We start from the raw sequence: 26,927 nt of genomic DNA on the forward strand, positions 1-26,927 counted from the left end.
AAATTACTTTAATCTCGCTTCAGTATTTTCTCACAAATGATTCCGGATTGCTATATCATACTTATCAGTTTTGCGATCGCTTTTCGGCATTAGCAAATGTGTAGACGGAAAGCAGCTTGTCGTAAGATATCGCTCCCACCCCAACACCAACCGTCCCTCACAGGTCATTCCACAACATTACACACGAGTATCAAAAGTATCTTATTACATTTTTTGGATAAAAAACTGCTGTAAAACTTACTGGGCAAGGATAAAAGCTTGTTACAAATTTTTCAAGCCCCAGTATAATTATAAAACGAATCAGTAGCTGACTACTGAGAACTGTTAATGATATGTGCGTTAATCATTGCAACTATCAAAAGCAAAGGCTGATTAGTTACAATTACTATGCTATGAACTTTTCAGCCTTAACGCTCAGAATTTTTTCGTTGCTAAAACTGATACCAATTCAAATAATGTTTGCGACACATCAATATATTCTAGAGGTCACGGCAGTGCCGTGCCCCTACAATCTGTCGCATTCTTTTTTCAAATTGGTATAAGCCAGCCAAAGTATTCAAATTTGAACACTTCGTATTTCGTATATTAGCGATACTAATTCTCAGTAGATTAAATTCTCTCTACCAACGGATTTATTACTGCTCAATACCTCTTTGCGATCGCTGTTTATTCTTTCAGTAATGCCCGTTTTTCATCCCCGCTTCAGGCGTTGATAGCTAGTCTCAAACCTGGAGGAAGTGCTTTCACCGCTGCACCTGCGGGGTAGGACCATACGTGACAACTTAACGTGAAACCCGCTCTTGTGCAAGGTTTCGCCCTCACCCCCAGCCCCTCTCCCTGTGGGAGAAGGGAGCAAGAGATTTAGTTCCCCAACTCCTGGGGGAGAAGGGTTTAGGGGATGAGGGCGCGAGGTATTTGTACAACGCCCGCCGTATATAGCTTTTAGCTTAAGTTGACACCAATGGGGTAGGACTCGCACCTACATGGTCATTCAGTTGTCAAGGTGAGCAGTCCGTTGCGGAAGGAACCTCCGTTGTAAGAACTGCGAACCCGGAGGGTTCAGAACCTTGCGGATAATCCCCCATGCCCCGCAAGGGGCATGGTTTCTAGTCAACGAATCGCACTTCTACATACCCTTCTGTTCCATTCACTCGGATTATCTGTCCGTCTTTGATCAGTTTGGTAGCATTTTCTACTCCGACAACTGCGCTTATGCCATACTCACGTGCGATAACTGCTCCATGTGTCATCAGTCCACCAACTTCGGTGACTAGGCCTTTTATGCATACAAACAACGGTGTCCAGCTAGGGTCAGTAAAGGAGGTGACTAATATATCTCCATCTTCTAGATCGGCATCTTCCATGTTTAATATGACACGTGCTCGTCCCTCTATAACTCCAGAGGAAACAGGTAGACCTATAATAGCTCCGGCAGGGAGATTTTCTCGTTTGTACCGACCTGCAATGATTTCACCATCAGAGGTGATAACACGTGGGGGAGTTAGTTTTTCATATAATTTGTACTCGTCTTTTCGCTTGCTGATAATCTGGTAATCAAGTTTATTCGTGCATAAGACTTCGCGAAGTTCTTCAAAAGTGAGATAGTATATATCTTCTTTTTCATGGATAACGCCCGCTTGTACGAGTTGTTCGGCTTCTTTGAGTAAAGCTTTCTTATAAACGAAGTAGCGATTAACTATGCCGTATTTTGGGTATTCACGATAACCGATGAAATTCCGGATTAGACCGATCATTCGTTTTGTTTCTTCAGCTTTTTGTTCACCATCCGGTAATTGCTGCAATCGATCTAATAACTCTTGTTCTTTTTTCAAAGCTGACTGTCGCCCTTGCTCAAATTTGCGATCGCCCACACCAGGCTCAAAGTTTTTGATATTACTGAGAATTATGGGGACAAGTGTAGTTGGTTTTTCACTCCAACGAGGTCTTGTAATATCGATCTCACCGGCACATCGCATTCCGTATTTGTTGAGATAAGCATAGATAGCGTCCCTGGCTGACTGTCCACCCTCAAACTTAATCAGTTCATCTAAAAAGCTATCATCTTTTACCTGTTGTAAATACTCAATTACATCCGGGTAAGGACGAATCACATCCGCGACATCTAATAGTTCCAGACCCATAGACGAAGTAATATTGTTGGGTACAGATTGAGAAAGCGTGTCTGCTACGTTTTTTTCATCTAACCACTCCTGCATTTTTTCATTGAGCCATGATGAAGCATTCATAGCAGTCATAATCACGCCAAAACTTTGTGGATCGGATAAACTCTTCTTTAATTTCTGGATATCTTCCAGAATAAAATCAATCAGATCCGCTCCTGATTTCGTCTGGATGTTCTGTTTTAACTCGTCTATCGATGTTTGACTACGCTCAATCAAATCAGAAACGATCGCCGGATCGTATTCGGTCAGCGTTTGAAAATCCAAAGACGATGCACGCTGATTGCTGTTACCGGAACTTTGTTCTTGCTTGTCATCTGGTAACAATTTTATGAAATCTCCCCGATCTAGTATGGTCATAAGTGCTTCCCTGATAAGCGGATCGGATTTTCCCAAAACATCTACCAGAATTGTTCTTCTCACAGGTGAAGCCAGATCCTGTGTTATATCAACAAACAAACGTCCACCCGCTTTATACATGGGTCGAGCAGCTGTTAACTGGAATAAAGATAATCCCAATGGTTTGATGGGGTCAGTCATCATTTGTTGATGACCGACAGATACATAGACGTGATTTTGGCGATCATTCGCTTCAGGAATGGGATATAAAGTCGTGATGGGGCGACTCTGGACAATATAGAATGTATCATCAACCAAACACCATTCGATGTCCTGGGGGCGGACGAAATGCTCTTCAATCTTTCTACCGATGCGCTCAAGCTGCAAAATCTGCTCGTCTGTCAGCGCTTGGCTGTTCTGTCTGTGTTGCTCAATCTCCTGTTCTTTCGTACCGCCATCTTTTAAGGCGTAAATAGCCAGTTTCTTGGTGGGTATCTTCTTATCGACAACCTTGCCGTTACGCACTTTATAGATATCAGCATTCACCAGACCTCTGACTAAGGCTTCACCAAGTCCAAAGCTCGCATCAATGGATAACACCTTCCTATTAGAAGTGACGGGATCGGCAGTAAATAAAATTCCTGCCACCTGCGGGAAGACCATCTTCTGAACAACCACAGACAGATGGACTTTACGGTGGTCGAAGCCGTTTTGGAGGCGGTAAATTACTGCTCTTTCGGTAAATAGCGATGCCCAGCACTTACTGATATGCTTTAAAATTGCTTCCTTCCCGATAATATTCAAATACGTATCCTGCTGTCCTGCAAAAGAGGCTGTGGGTAAATCCTCTGCTGTTGCGCTGGATCGTACTGCATAGGCATTTTTTTCTCCAAGCCTGGTGAGAAGGCGGGCGATCTCTTCATTAATATCGTGAGGAATAGTTATACCTTTAATGACCCTACGAATCTCACCGCTAAGTTCACCGATTTTATGTCGGTCTTCCACCTTCAGAAGCGATAACCGATCGAGTAATTCGTTAATCGACGGCGTTTCCCCAATGATTCTTTTAAAAGCTTCAGTAGAGATACAAAAGCCATCTGGTACGAGTATTTCTTCTATCTTGGTAAGTTCCCCCAGGTTCGCGCCTTTACCCCCAACAACCTTGAGTTTTGTTTTGTCAATATCTTGAAAACACAGGACAAATAAACTCATCAGTTTTCCTCCTTTGGCAATGAAGCCATCAAGACTTGTCGCTGTAAAGTAGTGAGTTTTCATTTTTGTATGCAACTCCTAAATATGACTTCAAGCACCTAACGGTGTCCATCACCCGCCGCAGATCGCCTTTGTATCATAACCGATCGACTCTCGGCGGTCGGTGTGCATGGGCGTTGTTATGCGGCGTTCACGTTGGCGTAGCCTCTCGTAGAGAAGTGTGCTGAAGGTATCGTTAGCTGCCTGCCACTACCGCGATGCGATTACTGGTGGCAAAATAAAGAGTCAAGAGACTCGTCCTGTAGTCAACCGCGCCGCCAATGCTTTCCGCATGGCAGCACAAACTGCTGGAAAAAGTAATTCTGTTAGTGGTGCGTTTTATCGTCGCTTACGTTCTCGACTTGGCTCTCCTAAAGCTATTACTGCTACCGCTCATAAGATTGCCCGGATTTTTTACAAACTTTGGATAACAGGAGGAGATTACACCGATCCTGGTATGGATTATTATGAACAACGTTATCGTGAGCGAATGGTTAATAACGCTCTTTAATCACTCTCGTGAGATAAAAATCTACAACCCTTATTATGCTGGACTTTTATAAATTTAGGCGTAGGTTGGGTTGAGGAACGAAACCCAACATCCTTAAACCTTGATCTAGTTGGGTTTCACTGCGTTCAAACGCCACTTCACTCAAGTCGGGAAACCCGCCCACGTGAGTGGCTCCCCAACCTACATTTATTTTCTCTCCCCAAAGTGACGGAAGAGCGATAATCTCCATAAAAAAGCCCAGGCTTTTGGTTTTGAGTTGATACCTCAGTCCTCAGAAAATCTGGTTTCTTGAAAGAGGGATCAGAACTAAAAAAGGAAGTCTCTGTTATAGAGGCAGCCGGACTGTAAATGTACTACCTAGTCCAGGTTGACTTTGAACGTGAATAGTGCCTTTGTGTGCTTGAGCGATCGCCCAAGCTATAGCTAAACCTAAACCCGAACCACCAGAAGTGCGAGAGCGATCGCGATCAACTCGATAGAAGCGATCGAAAATTCGCTTTTGATGTTCAACAGCAATACCAACTCCTGTATCTTGAACTTTGATCATAGCGTCATGCTCGCTATTTTCTAAAAAAACTGTAACTTTCCCCCCCACAGGTGTTGCTTGAATTGCATTCATAATTAAGTTAGAAAATAAGCGATAAAGCTGTTCTTCATTTCCCATCACATACACTTTTTTACTAGAAAACACCTGCTGGGAAAGATTTACTTGATTCTCTACTGCTAAAAATGCTAATTCCTCAATTAAGTCGCTAATTAAATCGTTCAAACAGCAAGGCTGATACTCTCCGGTTAGTTGTTTTTGGTCTATCCTGGTTAACAGTAACAAATCGCCGACTAATTGTGATAAGCGACGATTTTGGCGTTTGAGTACATCTAAAATTCCACCATTTGATTTTGGTTCTTGCTGTAACTTGATAGCAGCTTCAATAGTAGAATACATTGCTGCTAAAGGTGTGCGAAACTCATGAGCAGCATCAGCAGTAAATTGTTGCATTTGTTGATAAGAATGATATACAGGTTGCATTGCTCTTCCTGCCAACCACCAACTCGAAACAGCAACAAAAATCATGGAAATTGGCAGCCCCAACACTAAAGTTAATCTTAAATAAGCAATATGTTGCTCTAAATCATTTAGACTTCGCGCTACTTGTAGATAACCCGAAAGCCGATTTTGAGTGTACAAAGCTAAAGTGATTTGGCGGTAGCGAGTGCCAGAGGAATCTGTAATAATTTGCCAATGCTGTAAGGGTGAAGCAATTCGTAAATCATTAGCTTTTATACCTGCAAATGCAAACATTTTTTTTGAACTATCCAATAAGCGTATATAGTAATTAACTGAATTAGCTGCCTCTGCTATTGGTCGTTTAATATTAGGTATTTTAGGCAAACATTTTGTTTGATTTAGACATAATTCTAAAGAAAGTTCTTTTGCAAGTTGCTGTAAATGTCCAGGTTGCTGCCAAGCAGGTTCAATACTTTGATGTAGCGCGTTTGCTACTGATTCCAAACCCTGGTCTATAGTTTCATAATAGGCATGAGCAACCACACTATAAACCCCCAAACCAGATAGCCCTAAAATACCACCCATGACGAGGGTATACCAAGCTGCTAGCCGCAACCGAGTCTGGTGGAAAATGGGATTGCGTTGCATATTTTTATAACCTTGCTCAAAGCATTGCTGTTAAGTTAACAAACATCAGTACCATGAATGTTGAGGCGATAGCCCACACCATAAATAGTTTCGATCAAAGATTCGCTCTCCTCTTCTCCTAATTTGCGTCTCAATAAGCGAATTTGTGCTGCTACCACATTGCTAACTGGTTCTGCACCAATTTCCCAAAGCTGATTAATAATTTGGTCGCGGCTGATAATTTGGTTAGGATGCCGCATGAAATATTCCAACAATTGGAATTCCTTAGCAGTTAAAGATAATACTTGCTTTTCACCGTTATTATACTGCCGAGTAAGTTCATGAGTGCTGTAATTAAGAGTCAGACAACCTACTTGTAAGCGTCGGGGTTTGACTTGGGGCGTAAATGTTGTTCCTACGTAAGAAGCCCGTCGTTGTAATGCCCGCAATCTTGCTAGCAATTCTGCCATATCAAATGGTTTAACTAAATAGTCATCTGCACCGCTATCTAGACCAATAATTTTTTCTTCCATGCGGTCTTTAGCGGTTAACATCAAAACTGGTAAAGTTAATTGGCGCGATCGCAACCATTTACACAACTCTACCCCAGAAACTCCAGGCAGCATCCAATCAAAAATTGCTAGGGTGTACTCAGTCCATCCGGTTTCTAGATATTGCCATGCCTGAGTACCATCAAGAAACCAATCAACTACATACGACTCATGACTGAGAACTTGTTTAATTGCTGCACCTAAATCCGCTTCATCCTCAACTAATATCAGCCGCATAGTCAACCCACTACTAAAAGCCTTCTTTTATTACGCTTTCACGCAAAAGTGAAATTACCATGAAATTTTGATTCTACTTCAGATAGAAATAATCATGTCTGCATAGTTTTTACATTCATACAAAAATGAAATTTAAATGAAATTTTCCTGCTACTAGAGATATGAATACTTGTTATCTCAATGGTAGGAAGCGAGCGCCACAGTGATTCCCTAAACTAATGTCACAACTATCAATAACATAGTTGCCACAAGAAATCTTTGGTTGGTAATAATATGACTCAATTTTGGCTATGGATTGGCTTTATTGGCATGGTCATTGGCTGCATTTATTTTGGTTTAAAAGCAACTGCCATGAGACGTAGAGAAGGAATGGAATTTCCCCTCGAAAGCTTCTTCATTACGCTTTGGGCAGCAGCACTCTACCTGACAATGATTCTCGGTGAAACAGTAACGCCAATCAATGGACAAACAGTTTTTTGGGGACGTTACATAGACTGGGTAGTTACAACTCCCTTGCTATTGATGGAATTAGGTGTCATCGCCGGATTACGCCCTAAATTGATTGCAGGTGTGATGGGCGCAGATATTTTTATGATTGTCACTGGTTTTATCGGTGCTGTGGAAGCTCCCCCCTACAACTATATTTGGTGGGTAATCAGTACAGGTTCTTTCTTAGCTATTTTAGGATCGCTTTTGACTGAATATTCTGCTAGTGCTAAAAGAAGAAATGGCAGGGTAAATAGTTTGTTCCAAACCCTGCGAAATATGCTCATCGTTTTGTGGATTTGCTATCCGATTGTTTGGATTCTCGGTGCTGAAGGATTCCATGTTATTAGCGTTGGCTGGGAAACTCTGTGCTATACAGTTTTAGATGTCTGTGCCAAGGTAGGGTTTGGTTTTGTTGTTGTATCTGCTGGTAATGAAACTCTAGCTCAAGCTAGCAACAGCGATCGCATCATGGAAACTGTTCACTCCTATATGCAGAGTGAAGATAGAGAACGCAGTCCTTATCGATAATATTTAGGTTTAGGTACAGAGACAAAGACACTAACTTTTTTACAAATGGTATTACGCGTCATCATTATATCTATAGTTGGGCTAATGATGGCGCGTTTAATTTCTTTTATAATTAAAAAATTAAACAATGAGTTTCAGAACAACTTTAGTTTTTTATTTAGTTATTAGCATTGCTTTAATAATCTCTTTATTATCAATTACAAATGCAACGATGGCTGCAATTACATTACCACACACAATTATTAGAGATAAACTTTACAGCAACATATTCCCCGATGATTGAAACTGTAATTGTCAAGCAAGTTTGCTGAGGACAAAAGCAGCCAGAAATCCAAAGACGACAATTAGCCCAGCAAAATCATGGGCTTGCTCGAAAGCTTCGGGAATCATGGTGTCTGAAATCATGGCTAAAATAGCACCTGCGGCTACAGCAGTAGTTGCGGCGATGACTTCTTGTGAGAAGTGACTGAACAAAGCATAGCCTAGAAGTGCAGCTATGCCAGAGATAATGGCGATCGCTCCCCACACACCAAAGATGTATGCAGTTGAACGTCCGGCTTTTTTCATGCCAGCAGCACTAGAAAGTCCTTCGGGAACGTTAGATAAGAAAACCGCCGCCACAGTTACCCAACTGACAACTCCGCCGCCAATCATGCTGACACCAATGACGATAGATTCGGGGATACCGTCAAGTAATGCGCCAACTGCGATCGTCAGTCCACTCCCATTATTTTCTTCCTCTGATGGTTGCTGCTCACCTGAACGCTTACGATGTTTAGCACCTTGATGAGACAAAAACCAGTTTGCAGCTGTGTAGACAGCTGCACCACTGACAAACCCAATTGCTGTTGAGTCAAAGCCACCACGCTTATAAGCTTCATCCATCAATTCAAACGCTAGTGCAGAAATTAGTACACCAGCACCAAAAGCCATCACAGCCGCGATCGCTCGTTGAGGAATTTTAGCGTAGTAACCCACAGCAGAACCCAGTAGCAATGCTGAACCACCCACTAAACCCCAAAAACCTGCTTTTAACCAAAGTGGAAACATGATTAATACCGATCTTAGATTGTGAATTTTGAATTAATATCGCCTTGGGGTTTTGATAGTGCTTGTAATTCATCCCAAGTGTAATGACGGGGTAGTTCAATTGGTTTGTGGTCGGCTCCTAATCCTAAGCCTACTGTTGGCTGGAGTTCTTCAATGAATTGCTCGGTGTATTCTACTAGTTCATTGGCTGCAACACTACCAGCGATCGCACCTGCAACCCCACCAATCGCAGCCCCAACTTTACCACCAATAGAGCGACCTAATGCGGCTCCGGCAATTCCACCTCCGGCTGCTCCCAACCCCGTTGCAATCGGATGAGTATTTGGGGTGGTTTGATTTTCATTTTCTTGGTTAGAAGCAGAGTGTTGTTCGTTGTTCATCTCTTTCTCCTTGAAACTACTTCGGGCTAAGGTATACCAGAAACCACAGGGCAAAGCGTTGTAGCCCAACCAACAGCGCAGTGATACCCACAGCTAGACCAAACAAAACGAGGTTATTTTCATTGCCAGCTTTTAAGGCAAAGCTTAAGGATGTGGCAACAGCTGGAGGATGCATCACATCTAGCAGGATCATCAGCACGATTGTGCTGGTCATTGCAGTTCCCCCAGACACGTAACCCGAACCTAACAGCATATATGTTATAAAAGTTATAAAACCGATCCCTGCTGCCATCATTTGGGAAATGACTAGAGTCCTCATCGTATTTGTACCGTGTTGGGGATCGAGATAAATGAGAAAGGCACTGGCGGCAAGGGAGGCAAACAACAAACGCTGGCGGGTCAGTACTTCCACTAGGGCAAACACAGCCAATATAACTACTGTTGGGGCAGTAGCTAATGCCAACTCACCTTTCCAATTAAGCCGACGGCGGAGCGATCGATTCGCACCTTCCAAAGGCTTTAAGCTGGAACGATGGGATTTCATCGTAAACTCCTATCAAGTTCCGGCTCTGGCAAGCGGCGTTGTTCTCCCTGCTGAATCTCCCGTTCTAAGAAATAATTTAGTAGTGTTCGCAGCAGGACAATCGCTCCTAAATTTAAAATATCTTGGCGAGTAGGTGCAACTGCCGTCCGCAATATATCGCTAGCAACAGTGAATTCCAAGCCCAATGCTAAAACTCGCCCTAATTGCAAACGCACTCCTTCGGTAGCATCAAAATGCTGTTTGGAACGAGAGAACAATAAGCGCAAATAAGCAAAAATCCCACGGACTACTGCTCCGCCAATCACAATCGCTGCGGCAATTTCTGTCCCGGCTGCCAAATACCCGACAATGACTTTCAGCCATATCTCTAAAGGAGTTGCTTCTCTGCCTTCCCCCCCGCCTCCCACATTTAAACTCAACAACAGAACTAGCCCGAAGATGAGTGCTAGGGGCAATAACAAACTAATCAATGAATCCCGTGATGTCTCTCTTTTCATACCTTTCTACTTCAACCGTTCAGCTATGCAATCCCCTACGCGCAAGGCATTGGCCATAATCGTCAGCGTCGGGTTAACACCAGAATTTGACGGAAAGAAACTACTATCTACAACGTAAAGATTATCGACATCATGGGTACGGCAGTTGAGATCCAAAACTGAGGTTTGGGGATCTGTACCAAATCGACAACTACCGCATTGATGGGCTACTGCTTGTTCTGGTATGTGAGTGCGGGGATAAATACTAAATGGCAGGACGTGTTTAGCAGAGTGAGGAATTGACTTGAGTACAGATGTCCATCTGTGAATTAGGCGATCGCTTGCTTCAATATTATTAAGTGTGTAGTCAATATGAATTTTATCCCCTACCACACGAATCCGATTATTTGGATCTGGTAAATCTTCTGTTTGCAACCACCAGCCAACTGACCTTTCAGCCAACAAATGGCGATCAAAATGAGGAATCAATTTAATCAATGGAGCCATCAGAGGCGGCGCTTCAGCAGGAATCATATCAGCAAGCACATTGCCTGTATTCTGCACCATACCCATCGGATAGGGAAAATCCGGCTCTCCCCAGTAAAAATCGTTGACGGCGATGGTTTTTTGAAACTTAGCGTGATTTACGTCTAAATGGATGGAAACTATAGCAGTTTCCAACTGTTTCATGAAATTCCGCCCTACTTGATCGGAACTGTTCGCCAATCCGTTAGGATGTTTGTCATTAGCAGAGCGTAATAGTAAAGCAGCCGAATTAACAGAACCACAGGCGACAACTACAATATCGCCTGTAAAGTAGTGTTGCTCCCCAGCAATTTCAGTCTCTACCCTTGTAACTTCACGTCCCGACTCACTAGTGTGCAGCCGCAACACCTTAGTATTGGTTAAAAGGGTAACATTCGTATACTTTTCACGGGTAGGACGAATAGCGTTAACATCAGCATCGGCTTTTGCGTGTACTAAGCACGGATAGCCGTCAAAAGTATCGCAACGAATACAGGGACTATTTGTGCGATCTGCTGAAAGCAGCAGCGCTTCGCTATCGCTTTCATTGAGCTTTAATCCTATGGGTAGATGAAATGGGTAATATCCCAATTCGCGGATACCATCAACGATAGACTGCATATCCGGCTCATGACTCACAGGCGGGTAAGGATATGGCTCACTACGAGGTGGTTCGGTGGGGTCTTCTCCTTGCTGACCATGCACGTCATACAACTTTTCTGCCTGGGTGTAGTACGACTCAAAGTCTTGATACTTCAAAGGCCATTCTGGAGAAATCCCATCTTTATGAATTACCTTTTCAAAATCTCGCTCCCGTAATCTTACTAAGGCTGCACCGTAAAGTTTAGTATTGCCACCTACCCAGTAACCAGTCTGAGGTTTAAAAGCTTTGCCTTCTTTGTCATACCATTCTTCATCGGTATGATAGCGATGTTTTTGATAAACTTCCTGTGGATTCCAGTTATCTTTTTCTCTTGGCAAAAAGTCGCCTCGTTCCAGCACTAGGATTTTTTTACCCGTAGGCGCAAGGCGGTGAGCCAAAGTCCCGCCACCTGCTCCTGTACCGATAATAATGATGTCGTAACGCTCTGTGATGCTCGTCATAATTTCATACTTATTACGAGTAAAAAAGTTTCACTCTGCTGTTTTCTGCAAAGTAATGTAGCAATATTTTGATTTAGTTTTGAAGTTTTGAAAATGGCAAATAGTTCTAAAGATATATTCTTGTTTTTAGGCTAAAACTTTGATTTTATTAATTCTTCTGCCTGAGGTATTATGATTTTTTCTACCTAAAGTTAGTAAATAATTTCATTTTAATTTCATTTTTTGCATGTACGATCAAAACTATTGCAATAAATTAAAGTGGAAATAAATTAATTCAAGGACTTATTAAGCTAGTTAATTGCAAGTTATTTAAATATTAAGATGAGAATATTTGATTTCTATAGTTTGAGGTAAACATAAAACAATTAAAATCAGAATTAAATTTATACAAAATCTAGTTGTTCAAAAAAATTAGTGCAGCTTTACAGCAATTTATTATTGACTTTAACTTGCGATTTTTTATCAGCCACAAAGTTAGATAACAGGAGATTACTATGGCTGAAGCAATTGAAATTTATGACGATCGCCTACGTGCTACTGTATCGAGCGATGCTTCACTTCAAAAACTTGCCAACGGTGCAGTTCATAGTGAAGGCCCTGTTTACTTTCACGAAGATGACAGTGTAGTGTGGAGTGATGCTCATGGCAACCGTCTATTGCGGTGGAGTCCTACTGATAACGTGAGCGTCTTGCGAGAGCCATCTGATTATCAAAGTGGTAATTACCGAGACTTGGAGGGTCGTCTGGTTGCGTGTTCCTCCGGTTTGCGTGCCATTATCCGCCGCGAAGACAATGGTGAATGGAAGGTTTTAGTCGATCGCTACCAAGGCAAACGCCTCAACAGTCCCAATGATTTAGTTGTAAAAAGCGACGGCACGATTTGGTTTACCGATCCTCCTTATGGTATCACTGAGCCAAATCAAGGATACGGTGGCGAACAGGAACAACCTGGAAGTTATGTATATCACTTCGACCCAGCAACAGGTGAGATTGCTCCTGTAGTAACAGATATGATACGCCCTAATGGACTGGCTTTCAGTCCAGATGAAAGTCTGCTGTATGTTTCCGATACAGCTGCGTTTAATATTCCTGGCGGGCCGCATCATGTTCGTGTCTACGAGGTTGTGGATCGTAAATGGGCAAAAAACGGACGGGTGTTTGCAGTCATCGAACCAGGACAACCTGACGGATTTCGGGTTGATGAATCTGGCAATGTTTTTATCAGTTCGGAAGATAGCGTACAAGTATACGCTCCTGATGGAACTCGCTTAGGGAAAATTCTCGTACCGGAAGTATGCGCCAATCTCACTTTCGGAGGTAAGAAACGCGATCGCCTGTTTATCACAGCAGGCAAATCCTTATATGCTATCAACCTCAATACCCGTGGTGTGCAACGATGATTTATAAATTTGTACTGGGTGTAGCGATCGCTTTTCTACTAGCTGCATTTAATTTCCCACAGCTAGGCCCACACCTATTAAGTGCTTTATATAATGTGTATCCTGACAGCTTCCCAGGCTTAGCACTTTTATTACTAAGAGTTAGTGTTGGTGGGTTGTTTATACTACACGGCTATCCGAAAATAACCCATCTGCGACAGTGGGCTGAGTCTCTAAAAATGCCTGTCTTTCTATGCTTTTTATCAGCTGCGTCTATGTTAGGCGGCGGAATTTTTCTGATTGTGGGATTTTTGACCCTCTTAGGAACCTTACCTATTCTCTGCTCAATGATTTTTGCGATCTATTTACACATCGCGGGGAATAAACCTTTTGTAGCTCAAGATCCATACTTAATTCCGCCCGATCAATATCAAGGAGCTAACGGACAAGGTGAACCACCAAGCTGGGAAAAGGCATTTATGTACTGCGTGATGTTGATTGCGATCGCAGTTTTAGGCCCTGGTGCATATTCGCTTGATGCTTTGATTTTTGGAAGTTAAGTTATTTCATCGTTAACGCTGCATTGTACCAGACAGGCGATTTTGTGAGAGATAATTGAAAGTATCTCTTCTACGGGAGTAGGGTAGTGATGACCAAGTTACTTGAAAAAGCGATCGCCTAGCTCAAAACTTTGCCTGAGTTCACTAAATATAACAATGCGTAATTCTTTTATCCCATACGAAGTTGGACTTAGACTTCACACCGAGAGTATAAAAACTATCATTAATGCTCTCCTTGAAAAACAAGAGACTCTCTACTCACAGGCTCTAAGGGCTACCGATGATTTCGAGAAAGAAAGGTGCTTTGACGACTTAGCTGACTGGAATTATGAACTTATAAAACTTGCAGAGTTGCTCTTAGTGGACATATCTCATTGGGTAGAGCGTGAAATGAAACGACTTGTAGCTGCTCTGCCAGATAACTTCTCTACTAAGAAAATATCCTATATAGAAAGTCGCAATCTCTTTTCTGATAAGACAGGTGTTGATCTTAAAAAGATCCCAGGCGACTTTGAGCTAAATGTTCTGCGGTTATTTGCCAACTGCTGGAAGCACGATGCTAACCCGAAACCATCTGAAAAACTTTGCAAGGATCTCAATATTAATACTGATCCTGCATTGATAGTGGGGCTTCTTACTTCAAAGGAAGTCAGCAAAAGTTTAGGAAGCTTGCTTAACCTCACGGAAGAAAATAGTAAGCACTATGAAATCAATATTGTGCGTGCTTATGCGATGTGTGCTTACAACTATCTCACTACCCTTGAACAAAAGCTTAATTGATGCAGTTTTAACGTATATTATTGCAATATTTTAGTCCTTGTATTTTCACTTACATGATTTTGTGACAAGCAAAATTGCATGACCGTCAGGATCTTTTACTAAACAACCTTTGCGATAAGGACTGGTACTATCAGTAAACTGTACAATCCGTGACGATACAAACTGAACTCTGTTACGCCGTAGCTTATCCACTAACTGCTCAAGATTATTTACAACTAGCTCAATTTGGATATGTGCAATATCGCAACTTTTCCAGTCACTCGGCATTGGGCGGCCTTTTCCAGGCACAATATAGTCTAACAGTTCAATTCCCACACCATCTTGAACAGGTCGCAGTGCCGTGATTTGGACTTCTGCCCCTGGCAAGTTATCTAAGCGAGTTTGGGTTATACGCCAGTTAAGACTGCGGCTATCAATTTGCATTCCCAAGAGGTCATGGTAAAAGTGTAGACTCTGCTCGGTGTTAGAAATAGTGATCGCACTATGATCTATTCCCAAAAACAAGCGGTGTCTAGCGACAAGCCGCTGCGCGTCTACGCTGTTTTGATGCCATTTATCCTGTCCTTTATCGGGCGGAAACCAAATTAACTCTAAATCATGACCGTCAGGGTCTTTAAATTTGAAAGCGCGGACACCAGCAGATGCTTCATTACCAGATGGTATTGTCTGCGGTGCAACTGAAATTGGTTCCATCGGAAATGAACACAAGTGAGAATAGGCTCGATCCATATCACTCACGACAATCGCCAGATGTTGAAACCACAGGTCATTACTTTGTGAATCCCTGGGGATGGGTTGAGAGTGAATGTTCAGATATTCCATCAACTCGATGAGTTCATCACCTAGTCGCAAGGTGACAATACGAATTTTTGCCCCAGGTACACCTTCTAACTCGCTATAATCCTCTCCTGAGACGGTAATATCAGAAACAAGTTCAAAACCGAGAGCTTGTGTATAAAAATCCCAAGAGCGATCGCAGTTTGTCACCGTTAAGCCAATAGCTCGAATTCTTTGTACCTCTACATCGGTTTGATTAGACATATTCAACAACCTTTGTACTTACAATTAATTTTTTGTTAAAGGGTATGAGTTATAAATCAAAAGGCAGAAGTCTTTGAATTTAGAGGATATTTGAAAAGTCGGAAAGGGTGTAAAAAAGCTCTCTGAGTATAAGCTGTGAATAGATAATAAACAGCACCGAGAGAGTGGCATGAGTAAAGTATTCCCCAGCAACCTGACACGGGCCCAATATGAATTTTTGAGCGACCTAATTCCAGACCCAAAACCAGGTGGACGCAAGCGTGAAGTCGATATGTGGGAAGTTCTGAACGCCAGTCGCTACAAGTCGGCAAAGCCGCCCAAAGCGCTGGCTCACTTTGCACAAATGTCAGACCCACGCATGAGGATGAATGTCGGATTAGAAAAGATAATGCCCCAGAAAATTTTGCAGTATTGCGTCAGATAGCAGTCAATATTTTAGGTCAAGAAAAGCGTGTTAAGCTTGGTATAAAAAATAAACAGTTTCTCGCAGCAATGGATAATAAATATTTAGAAAGACTTTTAGACTGAGCTTCAGTAAATTGTAAATAGTTCCCTTGGATATTTTGCCATAAAAAATTTATTTATTATTCGCAAAGCATAGATGATCCATGCATATGTCTTACTACTTTAAAGATTCCATACAATCATGAAAATTATATGAAATTTTTGTAACCCTTTGGATATAAGTTTATATTCCTCCACTGGTTGGAGGCGATCGCCACAGGAAGCTTCTAAAGTAATGCCAGGAGCAGAGCAATAATTTTCAAAAATTAGATATGAACTAGGTGATTTTTGGCACAACTTTAGCAGTAATTGCTTGGGTAATATACATCAATGACGACGGCTGTTCAATAAGTTATCAAATTTTAAAATATAGAAATAATTGAGTAAAAAAAGTAATATAAAGCGTAATTTTTTGGTATTACCAACACTGAAACTCTAGATTTTTAAGAAACATTATGAGCTATTCATCTTACCTACTCAAAGGTCAAAAAGCACTTGTAACCGGTGCTAGTTCTGGCATTGGTGAAGCTATAGCTCGCAATTTGGCTTCATCTGGTGCAGCAGTAGTGATTAACTACCATTCTGAAGCGGAGTCAGCCCAAAAAATTGTCGATGATATTAAGGCTGCAAACGGTGAAGCCATTGCCATTCAAGCTGATGTCAGTAAGGAAGGCCAAGTAAAGGAAATGTTTAGCCAGACACTCCAGCAATTTGGAACTATTGACATATTGGTGAACAACGCAGGCCTGCAAAAAGACTCACCTTTTGTAAATATGAGCCTCGACCAATGGAATACAGTAATTGGGGTAAACCTGACAGGACAATTCTTGTGTGCGCGGGAGGCTGCAAAGGAATTTTTGCGTCGAGGTGTGCAACCTCAAATTTCTTGTGCCGCAGGCAAAATTATTTGCATCAGTTCAGTGCATGAGGTAATTCCCTGGGCGGGTCATGTTAATTATGCTGCAAGTAAGGGTGGTATTCATATGATGATGCAAAGTATTGCCCAAGAACTTGCCCCCCATAAAATCCGTGTTAATAGCATCGCCCCTGGCGCAATCAAAACTCCCATCAATAAATCAGCTTGGGACACCCCCGAAGCCGAGGCGAAGTTACTACAATTGATTCCTGCAAAACGAGTGGGTGAAGTAGAAGACATTGCCAAAGCAGCAGTGTGGCTGGCTTCTGATGATTCTGATTATGTCAATGGTACAACCCTGTTTGTAGACGGTGGCATGACTTTGTATCCAGGTTTCACGGAGAATGGCTAGAAAAACTGGTCAAATGATAATTGGCAAACCATCAAAGAGACACTTTCTACTTACACAAATCTGGAAGTAAATTTTGTCGATATATCTGTTTGCGATAATCAACAACAGCCAATCAACTTTACCTTTTTCTGGATTGATAGCAACAAATGGGAAAACCGTAATTATACAGTTGCCATTGATTGAACTTCAGAAAATTAGCCTTACTCAAGCGACTAAGTTTACTGAATCTCTGATGAGAGGAGAACCCAACCGCGAAAAGATTATTCTCACAACAGTGTTAGATAAAGTCAGAGATCTGATCTAAATATCTTATTCAAATTTACGTTGTCAGTAACCAAAAGCATCTTCTTTTTTGCTCTTGAATAATAAGCATTTTGTACCTACTGCCAATAAGAGGATGCAAATTTATCGGCACATATATTCATCTTCAATCGGACTATTTTATGCAAACTAACTCATCACATAAACCTACAACTTCTCCATCCTCCCATTCTGATGAAAATCAAACACCACCAACAATTGAATACTGGTACGTCTGGACTGACCAAGACGGTGTAAGCCACCAGTCCCGCCGTCAAATTCAGGACTTCGCCCAGAAAGGCATAGCACCTGGTACTTCTCCTCAATGGATTTCTCAATTGAAGCAGCCTGGTGCCACAATTAAGTATACTGTGTTACCAGTAGGATGGATTGGAAATTGGCATGAGAACCCTAAGCCTCAGTGGATTGTTCCGCTGTCGGGACGCTGGTTTGTAGAGACTATGGACGGACAGCGAGTAGAGATGGGGCCTGGCGAAATTTCATTTGGAGGAGACCAAGGTACAAAAGAGAACGCACAAGGCCATAAGGGTCATCTGTCTGGAACAGTAGGCGATGCGCCAGCTGTACTGATGATGGTGCAATTTGAAGAGACACCAAGTATGGAATAGCCCTACTGCTTTAGGTAAGGCTTGTGCCTTTAATGTAATTGCATTGATGCTAAACCATGCTTGCCTATATTTATGGCAGAAGGCATTAAGTCAAAAGAAATGTCTTCTGCCTTGTTCTGTTGTTATGTAGGAGGCTGTACTGCCGTACCCACACCGTATTCATACACTAATTCTCCGCCATAGTAAGAGCTATAGTAAATTGCACCGACTGCGATCGCAGTAATGACAAAATAAATAATGGCAAATTTCAATACCTTCGCCAATTTACGAGGATGAGATGATGCTTTAAGCATTAACTCCCTTTTCTCTGATGCTTGGCAAAAACAATAAGTCCCAAAAATTCCTTAAAGGTTAACCACAAGGTTTTTTTAAACGTATTGACTTAGCTTCTTTGTTTTCAGTTTCGCTCGCAAAACACGAGATAAATGGTGGTGATTCCATTAAAGCCTTGGTATTTCTGACAATTATGATGACAGTTTTTTTCAAGGACTGACAGCTAGTTGGTCAGCCAGCTTGCTCAATTTAAGTTTAACTAGCCAAACTGAGCGCGAGTGTTTACAGCAAGCAAATGATGGTCTCAATCAAGAAAAAAATGAGAATAAATATAGTTCTGTTTCAAAATTAGTTGAGTTGTAATTCAAATTCATTTATAAGTATTATTGAGATTAATCAAGCCATGCTATCTACAGTTCGCAGCCATCCTTATTTTTTATCAACCCAACCATCTAATCCTAGCTATCCGCTCTTTATATTTCTCCCAGGAATGGATGAAACTGGTAAAGAATTGATGTATATTCAAACAGCAGGTTTAGAGGTTGCTTTTGATGTACGTTGTTTTGTAATTCCATCGGATGATTTAAAAGGTTGGGATGAAATGACACAAGAAGTAGCTTCTTTAACTCAAATAGAGCTAGAAAAAGCACCGCGCTTATCTGTTTACCTTTGTGGTGAATCATTTGGGGGTTGCTTGGCACTAAAAGTTTTAGAGAAATTTCCGCAACTATTTACAAAAGTTATTTTAGTTAATTCTGCCTCTTCTTTTTCTCGTGTACTTTGGTTAAGTCTAGGTTCACTTTTATTTCCTCTAACACCAAAATTCTTTTATAACTTGTCATCTTTTATAGCTTTGCCTTTTCTTGCTCATCTAAGTAAACTTTCTGCTAATGCTAAAGAAGCACTTTTAAAATCAACTCGTTCTGCACCTCAAAAAACCGCGAATCAGCGTTTATCTCTGATGAGAAAATTTAAAGTTGACCAGCAAAAACTAGCTCAAAATACTCAATCTGTGTTAATAGTTGCTAGTAAATGCGATCGACTTTTACCTTCAGTAGATGAGGCACAACGTTTAGCTAGGATTTTTCCTAGTCATCAAATTAAAATTTTACCTAATAGTGGTCATGCCTGTTTGCTAGAAGACAATGTTAATCTTTACGAAATTTTAATGTCTGAAAAATTTACTATGTAATCTAGATCTATAAGTATGAATAAGCCACCATTGATAAATGTTAGTACAGTGCAAACGACAATTACTAAATATTCCAATATCTGCAATAGAGGAAAAACTCATACCCCTAGGAAGTATGTTAGGTGGAGAAAAGTTAGCATTTTTTTAGGGCAAAAAGCCGTTTGTATACAATTAGCTTTGGGGAGTTTTGGTATGAGTTTATTGCCTGCACTAACTATTCATCCAGCTTTAGGTGCAGAGCGTATAACTTTTTCTTACGGACTTTTAGAGCAGTCTATTCCAATTAAATCACTTGATACCTATGCTGAAACAGGTAAAGTGGATGAAGATTTAGCTACATATACAAATTCTGTAAATAAAAAGCAACTCACTCAATTACGAAAAGTATTAATCACTCCGATTTCTTTAAATGCCACAGAAATTTCCCAGTTTCTTTACACACCAATTGGTGAACGACTGTTAACAAATTTAGGAAAAGTTATTCAGACAGAATCTCGTTTATCTGGTTTTTATGCAATTCGCGCAGCACTGATCTTAGCAGCAGCCACAGAGCCAAAAGGTTTTACCCTTCTAGATGTACTAGAAAAATTTCCTGCATCATCAATTTCTATTAATTTAGCGCAGAGTTTAGAAATTGCAGATAAATTACAAGATTTAGTGAATCAAACTCAGGAGGCGGTAGCATTAATTAACCAACAATCCCAACAACAAGCAAACAGTGTCTCTGCACGTAAGGTTACACCATTGATAAACCTCAGACAACCAGGAAGTTTTACTTGGCAGAAGCAGACTATTATGCTTAATGATGTATCACGTAGCCGGAGTTTCCCTGCTGATATTTACTTACCAATGACTCAAACACCTTGCCCAGTAATTGTAATTTCGCATGGGTTAGGTTCTGACAGAAACAGTTTCGCATATTTAGCTGAACATCTCGCTTCCTATGGTTTTGTAGTTGCTGTTCCCGAACATCCTGGTAGCAATTCTCAACAGTTGCAAGCATTATTGTCAGGTAGAACAGATAGAGTTACTAATCCTAGAGAATTTGTTGATCGACCTTTAGATGTGAAATATTTGTTAGATGAACTCACTCGTTTGTCACAATCTAACCCAGCATTTAGGGGACATTTAAATTTAGACCAGGTTGGTGTAGTTGGACAGTCATATGGTGGCTATACAGCTTTAGCATTAGCAGGTGCAAAGATTAATTTTGCAGAACTAAAAAAAGACTGTCCAACCCCAAAAGATACACTAAATATTTCGCTATTTTTTCAGTGTTTGGCTGTACGTCTACCACAGGTACAATATAATCTGTCTGATCCTAGAGTGAAGGCGATAATTGCTATTAATCCGGTTGATAGTCAGATTTTTGGACAAGACAGTCTTAGCCAAATTAAAATTCCAGTAATGATTGTATCTGGTAGTAATTATACTGTAGCTCCAGCTTTACCAGAACAGATTAAACCATTCACTTGGTTAACTACTCCAAATAAGTATTTAGTGCTAATCAATGATGGCACTCACTTTTCAACTATTGTAGAATCATCAAATGCCGTTGTTCCAGTTCCAACACAAGTAATTGGTTCTAGTCCGGAACTAGCACGTAGCTATGTTGAAGCTTTAAGCGTTCCCTTTTTCAAAACTTATGCTGCTCAACAGCCAAGCTACATTTCTTACCTTAGCGCAGATTATACCAATACTATTAGTCAGAAATCACTACCTTTAAGTTTAATAACATCTCTGAATCCTCAGCAACTACATCAAGCTTTTAAATAGAAATCTCGTACTTAGTAAGTACAATTGCAGTTTAACAATATTCAAACTCACATAAGGTGTATACTTCTAGCACCAGGATTATTGACTTTAATTTTGATTAGACCAAATTAGTATTAGTGTTTATCTTATTTTAGATATTCAACTGCCTGACGTAGTTTCTCCACAGCTTTGGAATTGATTCTTTGTGCGCTCACTGAAGGTATTAATGACTCCTGATATCGAAAGGTTACACACATTTTTCCACCAGTTGTTGCAATGGCAACAATTATTGGTTGATGCCTGTATCCTGTGACTGTAAAATAAAGTTTTTCTAATTCTAATCCTCCCTGATGAACTGGTATATCCAAGCGTCCTAAATTAGTGATTCCGATATCTGAACTGGTAATATCCTTGGCGTACTGGCGTACTGTAATCTTATTGGGTTTGGTAGAGAGAAAAGATTTTGCAACTGAGCTACCTTGATATATTTTTTTCTCCCTCACTGCAAGATTAATTTGATGCTTCACCTGACGGGCTAAATCCCAAAATTGAGTTTGTTGATTTAATGAGTGAGAGGTTACCACGCGAGCAATATATTCGCCAAAGTTTTCGCCAACTGCAATAGTGAGATAATTACGGAGATTGAAGGGAGAGAGACATTTTATAACAGTTTCCTTTGATGAACTTGTTTCGTGCTGAAGCGACAACAGGAAAGCAGCACACAAAGCTCCATGAACAGTAGTTTGCTCTTGCCGACAGCGAGCAACTAGTCTGTTAGTTTCCAGGGGAGAAAAATACCAATGGAGTATGTGAATCCTTTCATGGAAAGTCTCATCTAATTGGATAGTCGGATCAACCTTAACCCCCCAATCAAAATCAACGGCATTCTTTTCTCCTTCCCTATAAGCAGGAGGCAATAGTTGATCAATGGGGGGTATTTCTGGTAATGGCTCTCGGTAACTTCCTGGTTTTGTGATTTCGCACCAAATATCTCGGATTAGGTAAGCTCCAGATAACCCGTCTGCAATATGGTGATAAGTCACTAGCAGTTCAGAAACATCAGGCGAGTGCAACAAAACCACCCGTGCCAATGGCTCCTTACTCCAAGAGAAAGGACTCAGCAGTTGGGCACACATCTCTTGACACCAGTGTTCTTCATTTTGGCGTTTAATCACCCGTAAAGGGAGCGATGGTACTCCCTGTGAAACCAATTGTGGCTGCTGTTGTTGATCAATGACAATTCTTGTACCAAGTATTGGATGGCGATGCTGTATCCAACTTAGAGCCTCTGTGAGTTGATTAGCACTTATTGCACCCCTAATCGTGGCAGAAAGCACTACATTGGTTGGTCTATCGCAGCCTAGCAACCACATTAACTGTTCTGAGGGTGTTAGTAAGCGATTCATCAAAAACCTCGGTTTTTTGTGTAAGATTCTTTAAATTAGAATATTTGACATAAGTGTAATTATCACCACCAGTAGAATAGTTGAAATAACTGCTTTCTATAATAGCTAATTCAGAAATTTAGCTTTTTGCATCAATCCGGAATTGTGTATCATGACGAATATCGTAGCTAATTTAGTATTTATATCTAGTTAAATAACGATCGCACATTCCTGCTATATTTCCAACTAACTGTAGACTGTGAGTATACTTATGCAGAAGGTAAAAGTACGCTCATCTAAAGGCTGTTATGTTCCCACCTTTTTTCAAAGTGGGGCTTAGGTAGTGGATGCTTTAAACTTGGCGCTGCACCAGGTATAAATCTTGTTTATTGAGTGGGCAATGACTTACAAGTGAAGTTTTTTGTTTCCATCCTTGCCCTCAGCATAGCTGCCTTTATCTGTAACTACAGGTAGGAGAGTTTTCAATGGAGGCTACTCTGTTCTTGATATCGATACTAGCTAGCTGGAAAATATGGAGTAAATGGTATTTATCTATCCTATCGGTCACAAAACTGGCTTCTCCTTTTAAGCATCGCTTTGCTATGCTGATTACTCCTGTTATCTGTGTAGGACTGCTTTTGGGGATTTTGCGAGTTCTAGCATCACAGGATGTCCGCAATAATGTCTTTTACCTGTTTTTCTACCTATTGATGGGAACTACTTGGTTGGGAATAGCTGTACAAGCCTTTCTATTTTGTGGCTTAAGTGTTCGTGATGATGCTATAGAAAGGCAGAACACAGCCGCTTCCTATAGTATTAGCGGTGCTTTAATTGGTGTTACCCTCTGCTTTGCTGGTGGAAATATTGAAGATGGACCTGGCTGGTGGGCTGTTGTCTATTCAGCAATGCTATCTACAAATGCATGGTTTTTATTATGGCTGGTTTTAGAATTTTTTACGCAGATTTCTGAAGCGATCGCTATAGACAGAGATAGTGCATCTGGTTTGCGTCTGGCTGGTTTTTTAATAGCGTCTGGCGCAATTTTGGGTTGGGCTGTTGCCGGAAAATGGGAATCTTTGGATGCAACTACAGTTGATTTTATCAGGCATGGCTGGTTTGCAATTATTTTAGCGATCGCAGCAATCATGGGCGAGAAAGTTTGTCAGCCAACAGCAAAGCGGCCATTCCTACCCATTACCACCCACGGTTTAATTCCATTGCTCTCTTACATCGCTGGTAGCATTATCTATATTTTAGTTTGGGGAGGAAAAATATGAAACCACCCTGGCAAGCAGAGATTCCAATGGCAGCAACGGTGTTTGAGGAAGTCAGGCTACAGACCATTTTTGACTGTTGTAAATGGGACCCTCAGGTAGAAGACGTTGCAACCCTAGCCAACTTTCCCTTGCTTTTAAACTTTGAAACATGGCATGAGTTAGCGCAACTTGTGGAAAAATTAGCTGCGGAAACACTTGCTGCCGAACAAGAAATTTTACTCCAACCTCGTCTGCAAAAACACTTAAATCTCCCGCCAGCAATTCAGAAATTATGGCAGGGGCGATCGCTGATCGAGACATCGCCTAAAGCAGTGCGGGTAATTCGATTTGATTTTCACTTCACCACTGAAGGCTGGCGGATTTCTGAGGCTAATTCGGATGTTCCCAGCGGTTACATTGAAGCTTCTGGCTTTACTAACTTAGTAGCACTACATTATTCCCAAACTACCCTCTTGGGCAACCCCGCCCTAGCCCTAGCCACCGCCATTCGTGAATCTGTTGGGGAGGGCGCTCATGTTGCTCTAGCCCATGCCACTGCTTATACTGATGACCGTCAGGTGATGACTTATCTGGCGCAGCATTTCCAGCAAGTCGGCTTGCAAACTTCTCTAATTAGTCCAGCCCAACTCCGCTGGCAGTCAGGGTGTCCGTTTTTACTTAACCAAAATTCCCTAATATCAATTGATTTCCTGTATCGATTTTTTCCTGTAGAGTGGCTGCCCAATTTGCCCAAAGCCTCTGGCTGGCAGCACTTGTTTAGTTCGGTGCAAATTCCTCAGTGCAACCCTACCTCTGCCCTAATTACGCAAAGTAAGCGGTTTCCCTTAGTGTGGGATGCCCTGAAAACACAACTGCCAACTTGGCGTTCTCTATTGCCAGAAACTCGTGACCCTCGGCAAGTCAGCGATCTCAAGGATGAAGCATGGGTACTCAAACCGGCTCTGGGTCGCATAGGAGAAAACATCGGTATTTTGGGAGTAACCAAAAAAGAGGATTGGCTAAAGATTCAACAAAGCGCCAAGCAACATCCAGAAAAATGGGTGGCACAGCGGCGATTTGAATTGATACCTTTGTCGACCGCAGAAGGCTATTTCTATCCCTGCATTGGCATCTACACAATTAATGGTCGTGCGGCTGGGGCTTATGGTCGCTTGGGTAGCAGACCGCTAATCGACGCAAGTGCTCAGGATGTGGCTGTTCTAACTAAAAAACCAGTAGGGGAATAATGCAACCAAAAGAATTTTTTGCTATCTGGGCACCCAAGGAAGTAGTTTGGTCACGTTGGGCTAAACCAGTAGTCTTTAGCCAACTGACTGAAACTCGTGTTGCTGCTGCCGTTCTCAGAAATGAGTTCAACATTAATGCTAATAGCATTCCTACACCTGATCGCAGCACATTTGTACTGGTAAATTTACCGGGAGTAGAGTCGGTTGAATTAGGTGTTGCTTTAGCCCAACGGGGCTATCGACTCGTTCCTTTATATAACTGCTGTGAAGGTACTAATGCAATCATTCCAATGGCAGCTATTATAGATAGCTTGGTGAGTGCAACGCCGATATTGCAACAATTGCAGATTCCTTTACTTGCTCCCCCAGCGTTTTTGATTGATGCCAACCGAATGCGAGATACTGCAAAACCTTCTCCAGGAGATTTTGATAACCGCTGGTTAATATTTCCCGAAGATTTTCCATCTGGCAAGTTTCTTTTATCTCAAGGTATCCAGCGGGTACTGCTGCTACAAAGAAACGAGACACCTGAGTCTGATCTCGCCCACGTCCTATTGCGCTGGCAACAGCAGGGAATTCAATTGCTCAGGCAGAACCCTTTGGTATCAGGTCAACCTCTACCTTTAATAGTCAGTCGCCCTCGTTGGTTTAGATATCTCTGGTATCGTGCCTTAACGCTGCTGTTTCTCAGACGCAACAGTGCAGGCGGCTTCGGTTCGGTGATTCCCGATGAATCTAGTACTGGCGGTGGATGAAAAGCGCTAAGTTCCGAGTGCTGAATGCTGAGTTAAAAGACTGCCCATAGCGTCCTGGGGGTGCAACTTACATCCACTCTTGGCTTGCTTTAGGTGGTTCCATCGAAGGGTTACTGCTCTCCCACAGCGAGACAATTACAATTAGCGACTATTTTAGCCTTTGGCAAGATGGACAACTGCTTTATCGACCCACAGTAAATTTTGCTTATCACCTGGCTAATGATGCGATCGCCAGCTTGCGGGAAGTTATGATGCGAGGTGGGCAACCTCACGATAAAACTACGCGTCTTGAATCAAGATATTGTGACTGGTTGAGATGAACTGGGAGTTTTGTTACTTGGTCATCTCTGCAATGGTTAGTGGTATGCTTCCCAACTCAATATCGAAGAGGCTCGCCAGATTCTTCCCGGTCATAATGCTACTACTGTACAGGTGTGTGCTGGATTAATCGCTGCCGCAGTTTGGGCTGTCCGCCATCCGCAAGCAGGATTTCGAGAGCCAGAACAACTACCCTATAACGAAATTTTACAAATTGCCCGTTCTTATCTTGGTCGGATAGTCAGCGTACCTACTAACTGGATTCCCTTGCTAGGTCGATGTCTAGTCACAAACCGCTACTCATCTACACTCCTGTTTCCTGAACTCTGGCTAGATTGGAATGACTCGTGGCAATTCAATAACTTTTTAGTACGCTGAATCTCTAATTTAATCTAACCTCAACTGTACATGTTGATTACTGAATTGGTGTTCTAAGTAAGTAGGCACGAAAAAACCAAACTATGTGAAGATAAGTAAATACGGAGAA

Annotated in this window: 24 protein-coding genes and 3 pseudogenes; 16 read left to right on the top strand and 11 right to left on the bottom strand. The window is 41.7% G+C overall.

Going from position 1 to position 26,927, the window contains the following annotated elements; genetic code table 11:
- Positions 1-1,106: 1,106 nt before the first annotated feature.
- The gene (ppsA, locus tag BV375_RS24805; RefSeq protein WP_243714039.1) at positions 1,107-3,794 is read right to left on the bottom strand and encodes a phosphoenolpyruvate synthase; all 2,688 of its coding nucleotides are present in this window, start codon (positions 3,792-3,794) and stop codon (positions 1,107-1,109) included.
- 157 nt (positions 3,795-3,951) lie between these two features.
- On the opposite strand from ppsA, the gene BV375_RS24810 reads away from it, so the two are divergent.
- A complete protein-coding gene (locus BV375_RS24810) occupies positions 3,952-4,281 on the top strand; it encodes a hypothetical protein (protein WP_208099186.1) in 330 nt (109 codons plus the stop codon).
- Between the two features lie 325 nt (positions 4,282-4,606).
- Here the strand turns inward: BV375_RS24810 and rppB are convergent, their stop codons facing one another.
- Both rppB and rppA read right to left on the bottom strand, forming a co-directional pair.
- Entirely contained in the window at positions 4,607-5,935 is a 1,329-nt protein-coding gene (gene rppB / locus BV375_RS24820; protein WP_086765460.1) for a two-component system sensor histidine kinase RppB, read from the bottom strand.
- Between the two features lie 35 nt (positions 5,936-5,970).
- On the bottom strand, positions 5,971-6,702 hold the full coding sequence (rppA, locus tag BV375_RS24825) for a two-component system response regulator RppA (RefSeq protein ID WP_086765462.1): 732 nt from the start codon (positions 6,700-6,702) through the stop codon (positions 5,971-5,973).
- 273 nt (positions 6,703-6,975) lie between these two features.
- Between rppA and BV375_RS24830 the strand changes: the two genes are divergently transcribed.
- The gene (locus BV375_RS24830; RefSeq protein ID WP_086765463.1) at positions 6,976-7,719 is read left to right on the top strand and encodes a bacteriorhodopsin; all 744 of its coding nucleotides are present in this window, start codon (positions 6,976-6,978) and stop codon (positions 7,717-7,719) included.
- Positions 7,720-8,013: 294 nt separating this feature from the next.
- Here BV375_RS24830 and BV375_RS24835 read toward each other — a convergent pair whose 3' ends face one another.
- From BV375_RS24835 to BV375_RS24855, 5 genes are read right to left on the bottom strand one after another with little or no spacing between them, the layout of a single operon-like run.
- Positions 8,014-8,769 carry a ZIP family zinc transporter gene (locus BV375_RS24835; RefSeq protein ID WP_086765465.1) on the bottom strand — a complete coding sequence of 252 codons (756 nt, stop codon included), beginning with the start codon at positions 8,767-8,769 and terminating at the stop codon, positions 8,014-8,016.
- A 14-nt stretch (positions 8,770-8,783) separates the two neighbouring features.
- Positions 8,784-9,149: a hypothetical protein gene (locus tag BV375_RS24840; protein WP_086765466.1), complete on the bottom strand. Its 366-nt coding sequence runs from the start codon at positions 9,147-9,149 to the stop codon at positions 8,784-8,786.
- A 16-nt stretch (positions 9,150-9,165) separates the two neighbouring features.
- Positions 9,166-9,693 carry an HPP family protein gene (locus tag BV375_RS24845; RefSeq protein ID WP_086765468.1) on the bottom strand — a complete coding sequence of 176 codons (528 nt, stop codon included), beginning with the start codon at positions 9,691-9,693 and terminating at the stop codon, positions 9,166-9,168.
- Positions 9,690-10,190 (bottom strand): DUF1622 domain-containing protein, encoded by a 501-nt coding sequence (locus BV375_RS24850; protein WP_086765469.1) that lies wholly within the window; start codon positions 10,188-10,190, stop codon positions 9,690-9,692. The genes BV375_RS24845 and BV375_RS24850 overlap by 4 nt, the downstream gene beginning before the upstream one ends.
- Before the next feature lie 6 nt (positions 10,191-10,196).
- A complete protein-coding gene (locus BV375_RS24855) occupies positions 10,197-11,798 on the bottom strand; it encodes a GMC family oxidoreductase (protein WP_086765471.1) in 1,602 nt (533 codons plus the stop codon).
- 494 nt (positions 11,799-12,292) lie between these two features.
- Between BV375_RS24855 and BV375_RS24860 the strand changes: the two genes are divergently transcribed.
- The 3 genes from BV375_RS24860 to BV375_RS24870 all read left to right on the top strand — a co-directional run bounded on the left by BV375_RS24860 (position 12,293) and on the right by BV375_RS24870 (position 14,517).
- Positions 12,293-13,198 carry an SMP-30/gluconolactonase/LRE family protein gene (locus BV375_RS24860; protein WP_086765473.1) on the top strand — a complete coding sequence of 302 codons (906 nt, stop codon included), beginning with the start codon at positions 12,293-12,295 and terminating at the stop codon, positions 13,196-13,198.
- A complete protein-coding gene (locus BV375_RS24865) occupies positions 13,195-13,737 on the top strand; it encodes a DoxX family protein (RefSeq protein WP_086765475.1) in 543 nt (180 codons plus the stop codon). The genes BV375_RS24860 and BV375_RS24865 overlap by 4 nt, the downstream gene beginning before the upstream one ends.
- Positions 13,738-13,893: 156 nt before the next feature.
- Positions 13,894-14,517 (top strand): hypothetical protein, encoded by a 624-nt coding sequence (locus BV375_RS24870; protein WP_086765477.1) that lies wholly within the window; start codon positions 13,894-13,896, stop codon positions 14,515-14,517.
- 45 nt (positions 14,518-14,562) lie between these two features.
- On the opposite strand, the gene BV375_RS24875 is transcribed toward BV375_RS24870, so the two are convergent.
- Entirely contained in the window at positions 14,563-15,558 is a 996-nt protein-coding gene (locus BV375_RS24875) for a VOC family protein (RefSeq protein ID WP_086765479.1), read from the bottom strand.
- Between the two features lie 169 nt (positions 15,559-15,727).
- Here BV375_RS24875 and BV375_RS24880 point away from each other — a divergent pair.
- The 4 genes and pseudogenes from BV375_RS24880 to BV375_RS24900 form a co-directional block, all read left to right on the top strand.
- A pseudogene (locus tag BV375_RS24880) lies at positions 15,728-15,850 on the top strand (IS5/IS1182 family transposase); the annotation flags it as partial.
- A gap of 68 nt (positions 15,851-15,918) precedes the next feature.
- Positions 15,919-16,086: pseudogene (locus tag BV375_RS38330) on the top strand (ISAs1 family transposase); the annotation flags it as partial.
- Positions 16,087-16,517: 431 nt separating this feature from the next.
- Positions 16,518-17,330, top strand: coding sequence for an SDR family oxidoreductase (locus BV375_RS24890; RefSeq protein ID WP_086765483.1), 813 nt, complete (start codon positions 16,518-16,520; stop codon positions 17,328-17,330).
- Between the two features lie 443 nt (positions 17,331-17,773).
- Positions 17,774-18,259: a cupin gene (locus BV375_RS24900; protein ID WP_086765485.1), complete on the top strand. Its 486-nt coding sequence runs from the start codon at positions 17,774-17,776 to the stop codon at positions 18,257-18,259.
- A gap of 122 nt (positions 18,260-18,381) precedes the next feature.
- Here the strand turns inward: BV375_RS24900 and BV375_RS37155 are convergent, their stop codons facing one another.
- The gene (locus tag BV375_RS37155; protein ID WP_166507524.1) at positions 18,382-18,552 is read right to left on the bottom strand and encodes a hypothetical protein; all 171 of its coding nucleotides are present in this window, start codon (positions 18,550-18,552) and stop codon (positions 18,382-18,384) included.
- Between the two features lie 89 nt (positions 18,553-18,641).
- On the opposite strand from BV375_RS37155, the pseudogene BV375_RS38335 reads away from it, so the two are divergent.
- The 3 genes and pseudogenes from BV375_RS38335 to BV375_RS24910 all read left to right on the top strand — a co-directional run.
- A pseudogene (locus tag BV375_RS38335) lies at positions 18,642-18,787 on the top strand (sodium:proton antiporter); the annotation flags it as partial.
- A 148-nt stretch (positions 18,788-18,935) separates the two neighbouring features.
- Positions 18,936-19,724, top strand: coding sequence for an alpha/beta hydrolase (locus BV375_RS24905; RefSeq protein ID WP_086765487.1), 789 nt, complete (start codon positions 18,936-18,938; stop codon positions 19,722-19,724).
- 192 nt (positions 19,725-19,916) lie between these two features.
- A complete protein-coding gene (locus BV375_RS24910) occupies positions 19,917-21,500 on the top strand; it encodes an alpha/beta hydrolase (RefSeq protein WP_243714040.1) in 1,584 nt (527 codons plus the stop codon).
- A gap of 125 nt (positions 21,501-21,625) precedes the next feature.
- Here BV375_RS24910 and BV375_RS24915 read toward each other — a convergent pair whose 3' ends face one another.
- Positions 21,626-22,885, bottom strand: a complete 1,260-nt coding sequence (locus BV375_RS24915) for a condensation domain-containing protein (RefSeq protein ID WP_086765490.1) — start codon at positions 22,883-22,885, stop codon at positions 21,626-21,628.
- A gap of 464 nt (positions 22,886-23,349) precedes the next feature.
- On the opposite strand from BV375_RS24915, the gene BV375_RS24920 reads away from it, so the two are divergent.
- The 4 genes from BV375_RS24920 (at position 23,350) to BV375_RS24935 (ending at position 26,818) form a co-directional block, all read left to right on the top strand.
- The gene (locus tag BV375_RS24920; protein ID WP_086765493.1) at positions 23,350-24,141 is read left to right on the top strand and encodes a hypothetical protein; all 792 of its coding nucleotides are present in this window, start codon (positions 23,350-23,352) and stop codon (positions 24,139-24,141) included.
- A complete protein-coding gene (locus BV375_RS24925; RefSeq protein WP_086765495.1) occupies positions 24,138-25,367 on the top strand; it encodes a glutathionylspermidine synthase family protein in 1,230 nt (409 codons plus the stop codon). Before BV375_RS24920 ends, BV375_RS24925 begins: the two co-directional genes overlap by 4 nt.
- On the top strand, positions 25,367-26,122 hold the full coding sequence (locus BV375_RS24930; protein WP_086765497.1) for a hypothetical protein: 756 nt from the start codon (positions 25,367-25,369) through the stop codon (positions 26,120-26,122). The genes BV375_RS24925 and BV375_RS24930 overlap by 1 nt, the downstream gene beginning before the upstream one ends.
- 432 nt (positions 26,123-26,554) lie before the next feature.
- On the top strand, positions 26,555-26,818 hold the full coding sequence (locus tag BV375_RS24935) for a hypothetical protein (protein WP_086765498.1): 264 nt from the start codon (positions 26,555-26,557) through the stop codon (positions 26,816-26,818).
- The last annotated feature ends 109 nt before the right edge of the window (positions 26,819-26,927 follow it).

The sequence above is a fragment of the Nostoc sp. 106C genome (assembly GCF_002154725.1).
Taxonomy (GTDB): domain Bacteria; phylum Cyanobacteriota; class Cyanobacteriia; order Cyanobacteriales; family Nostocaceae; genus Aulosira.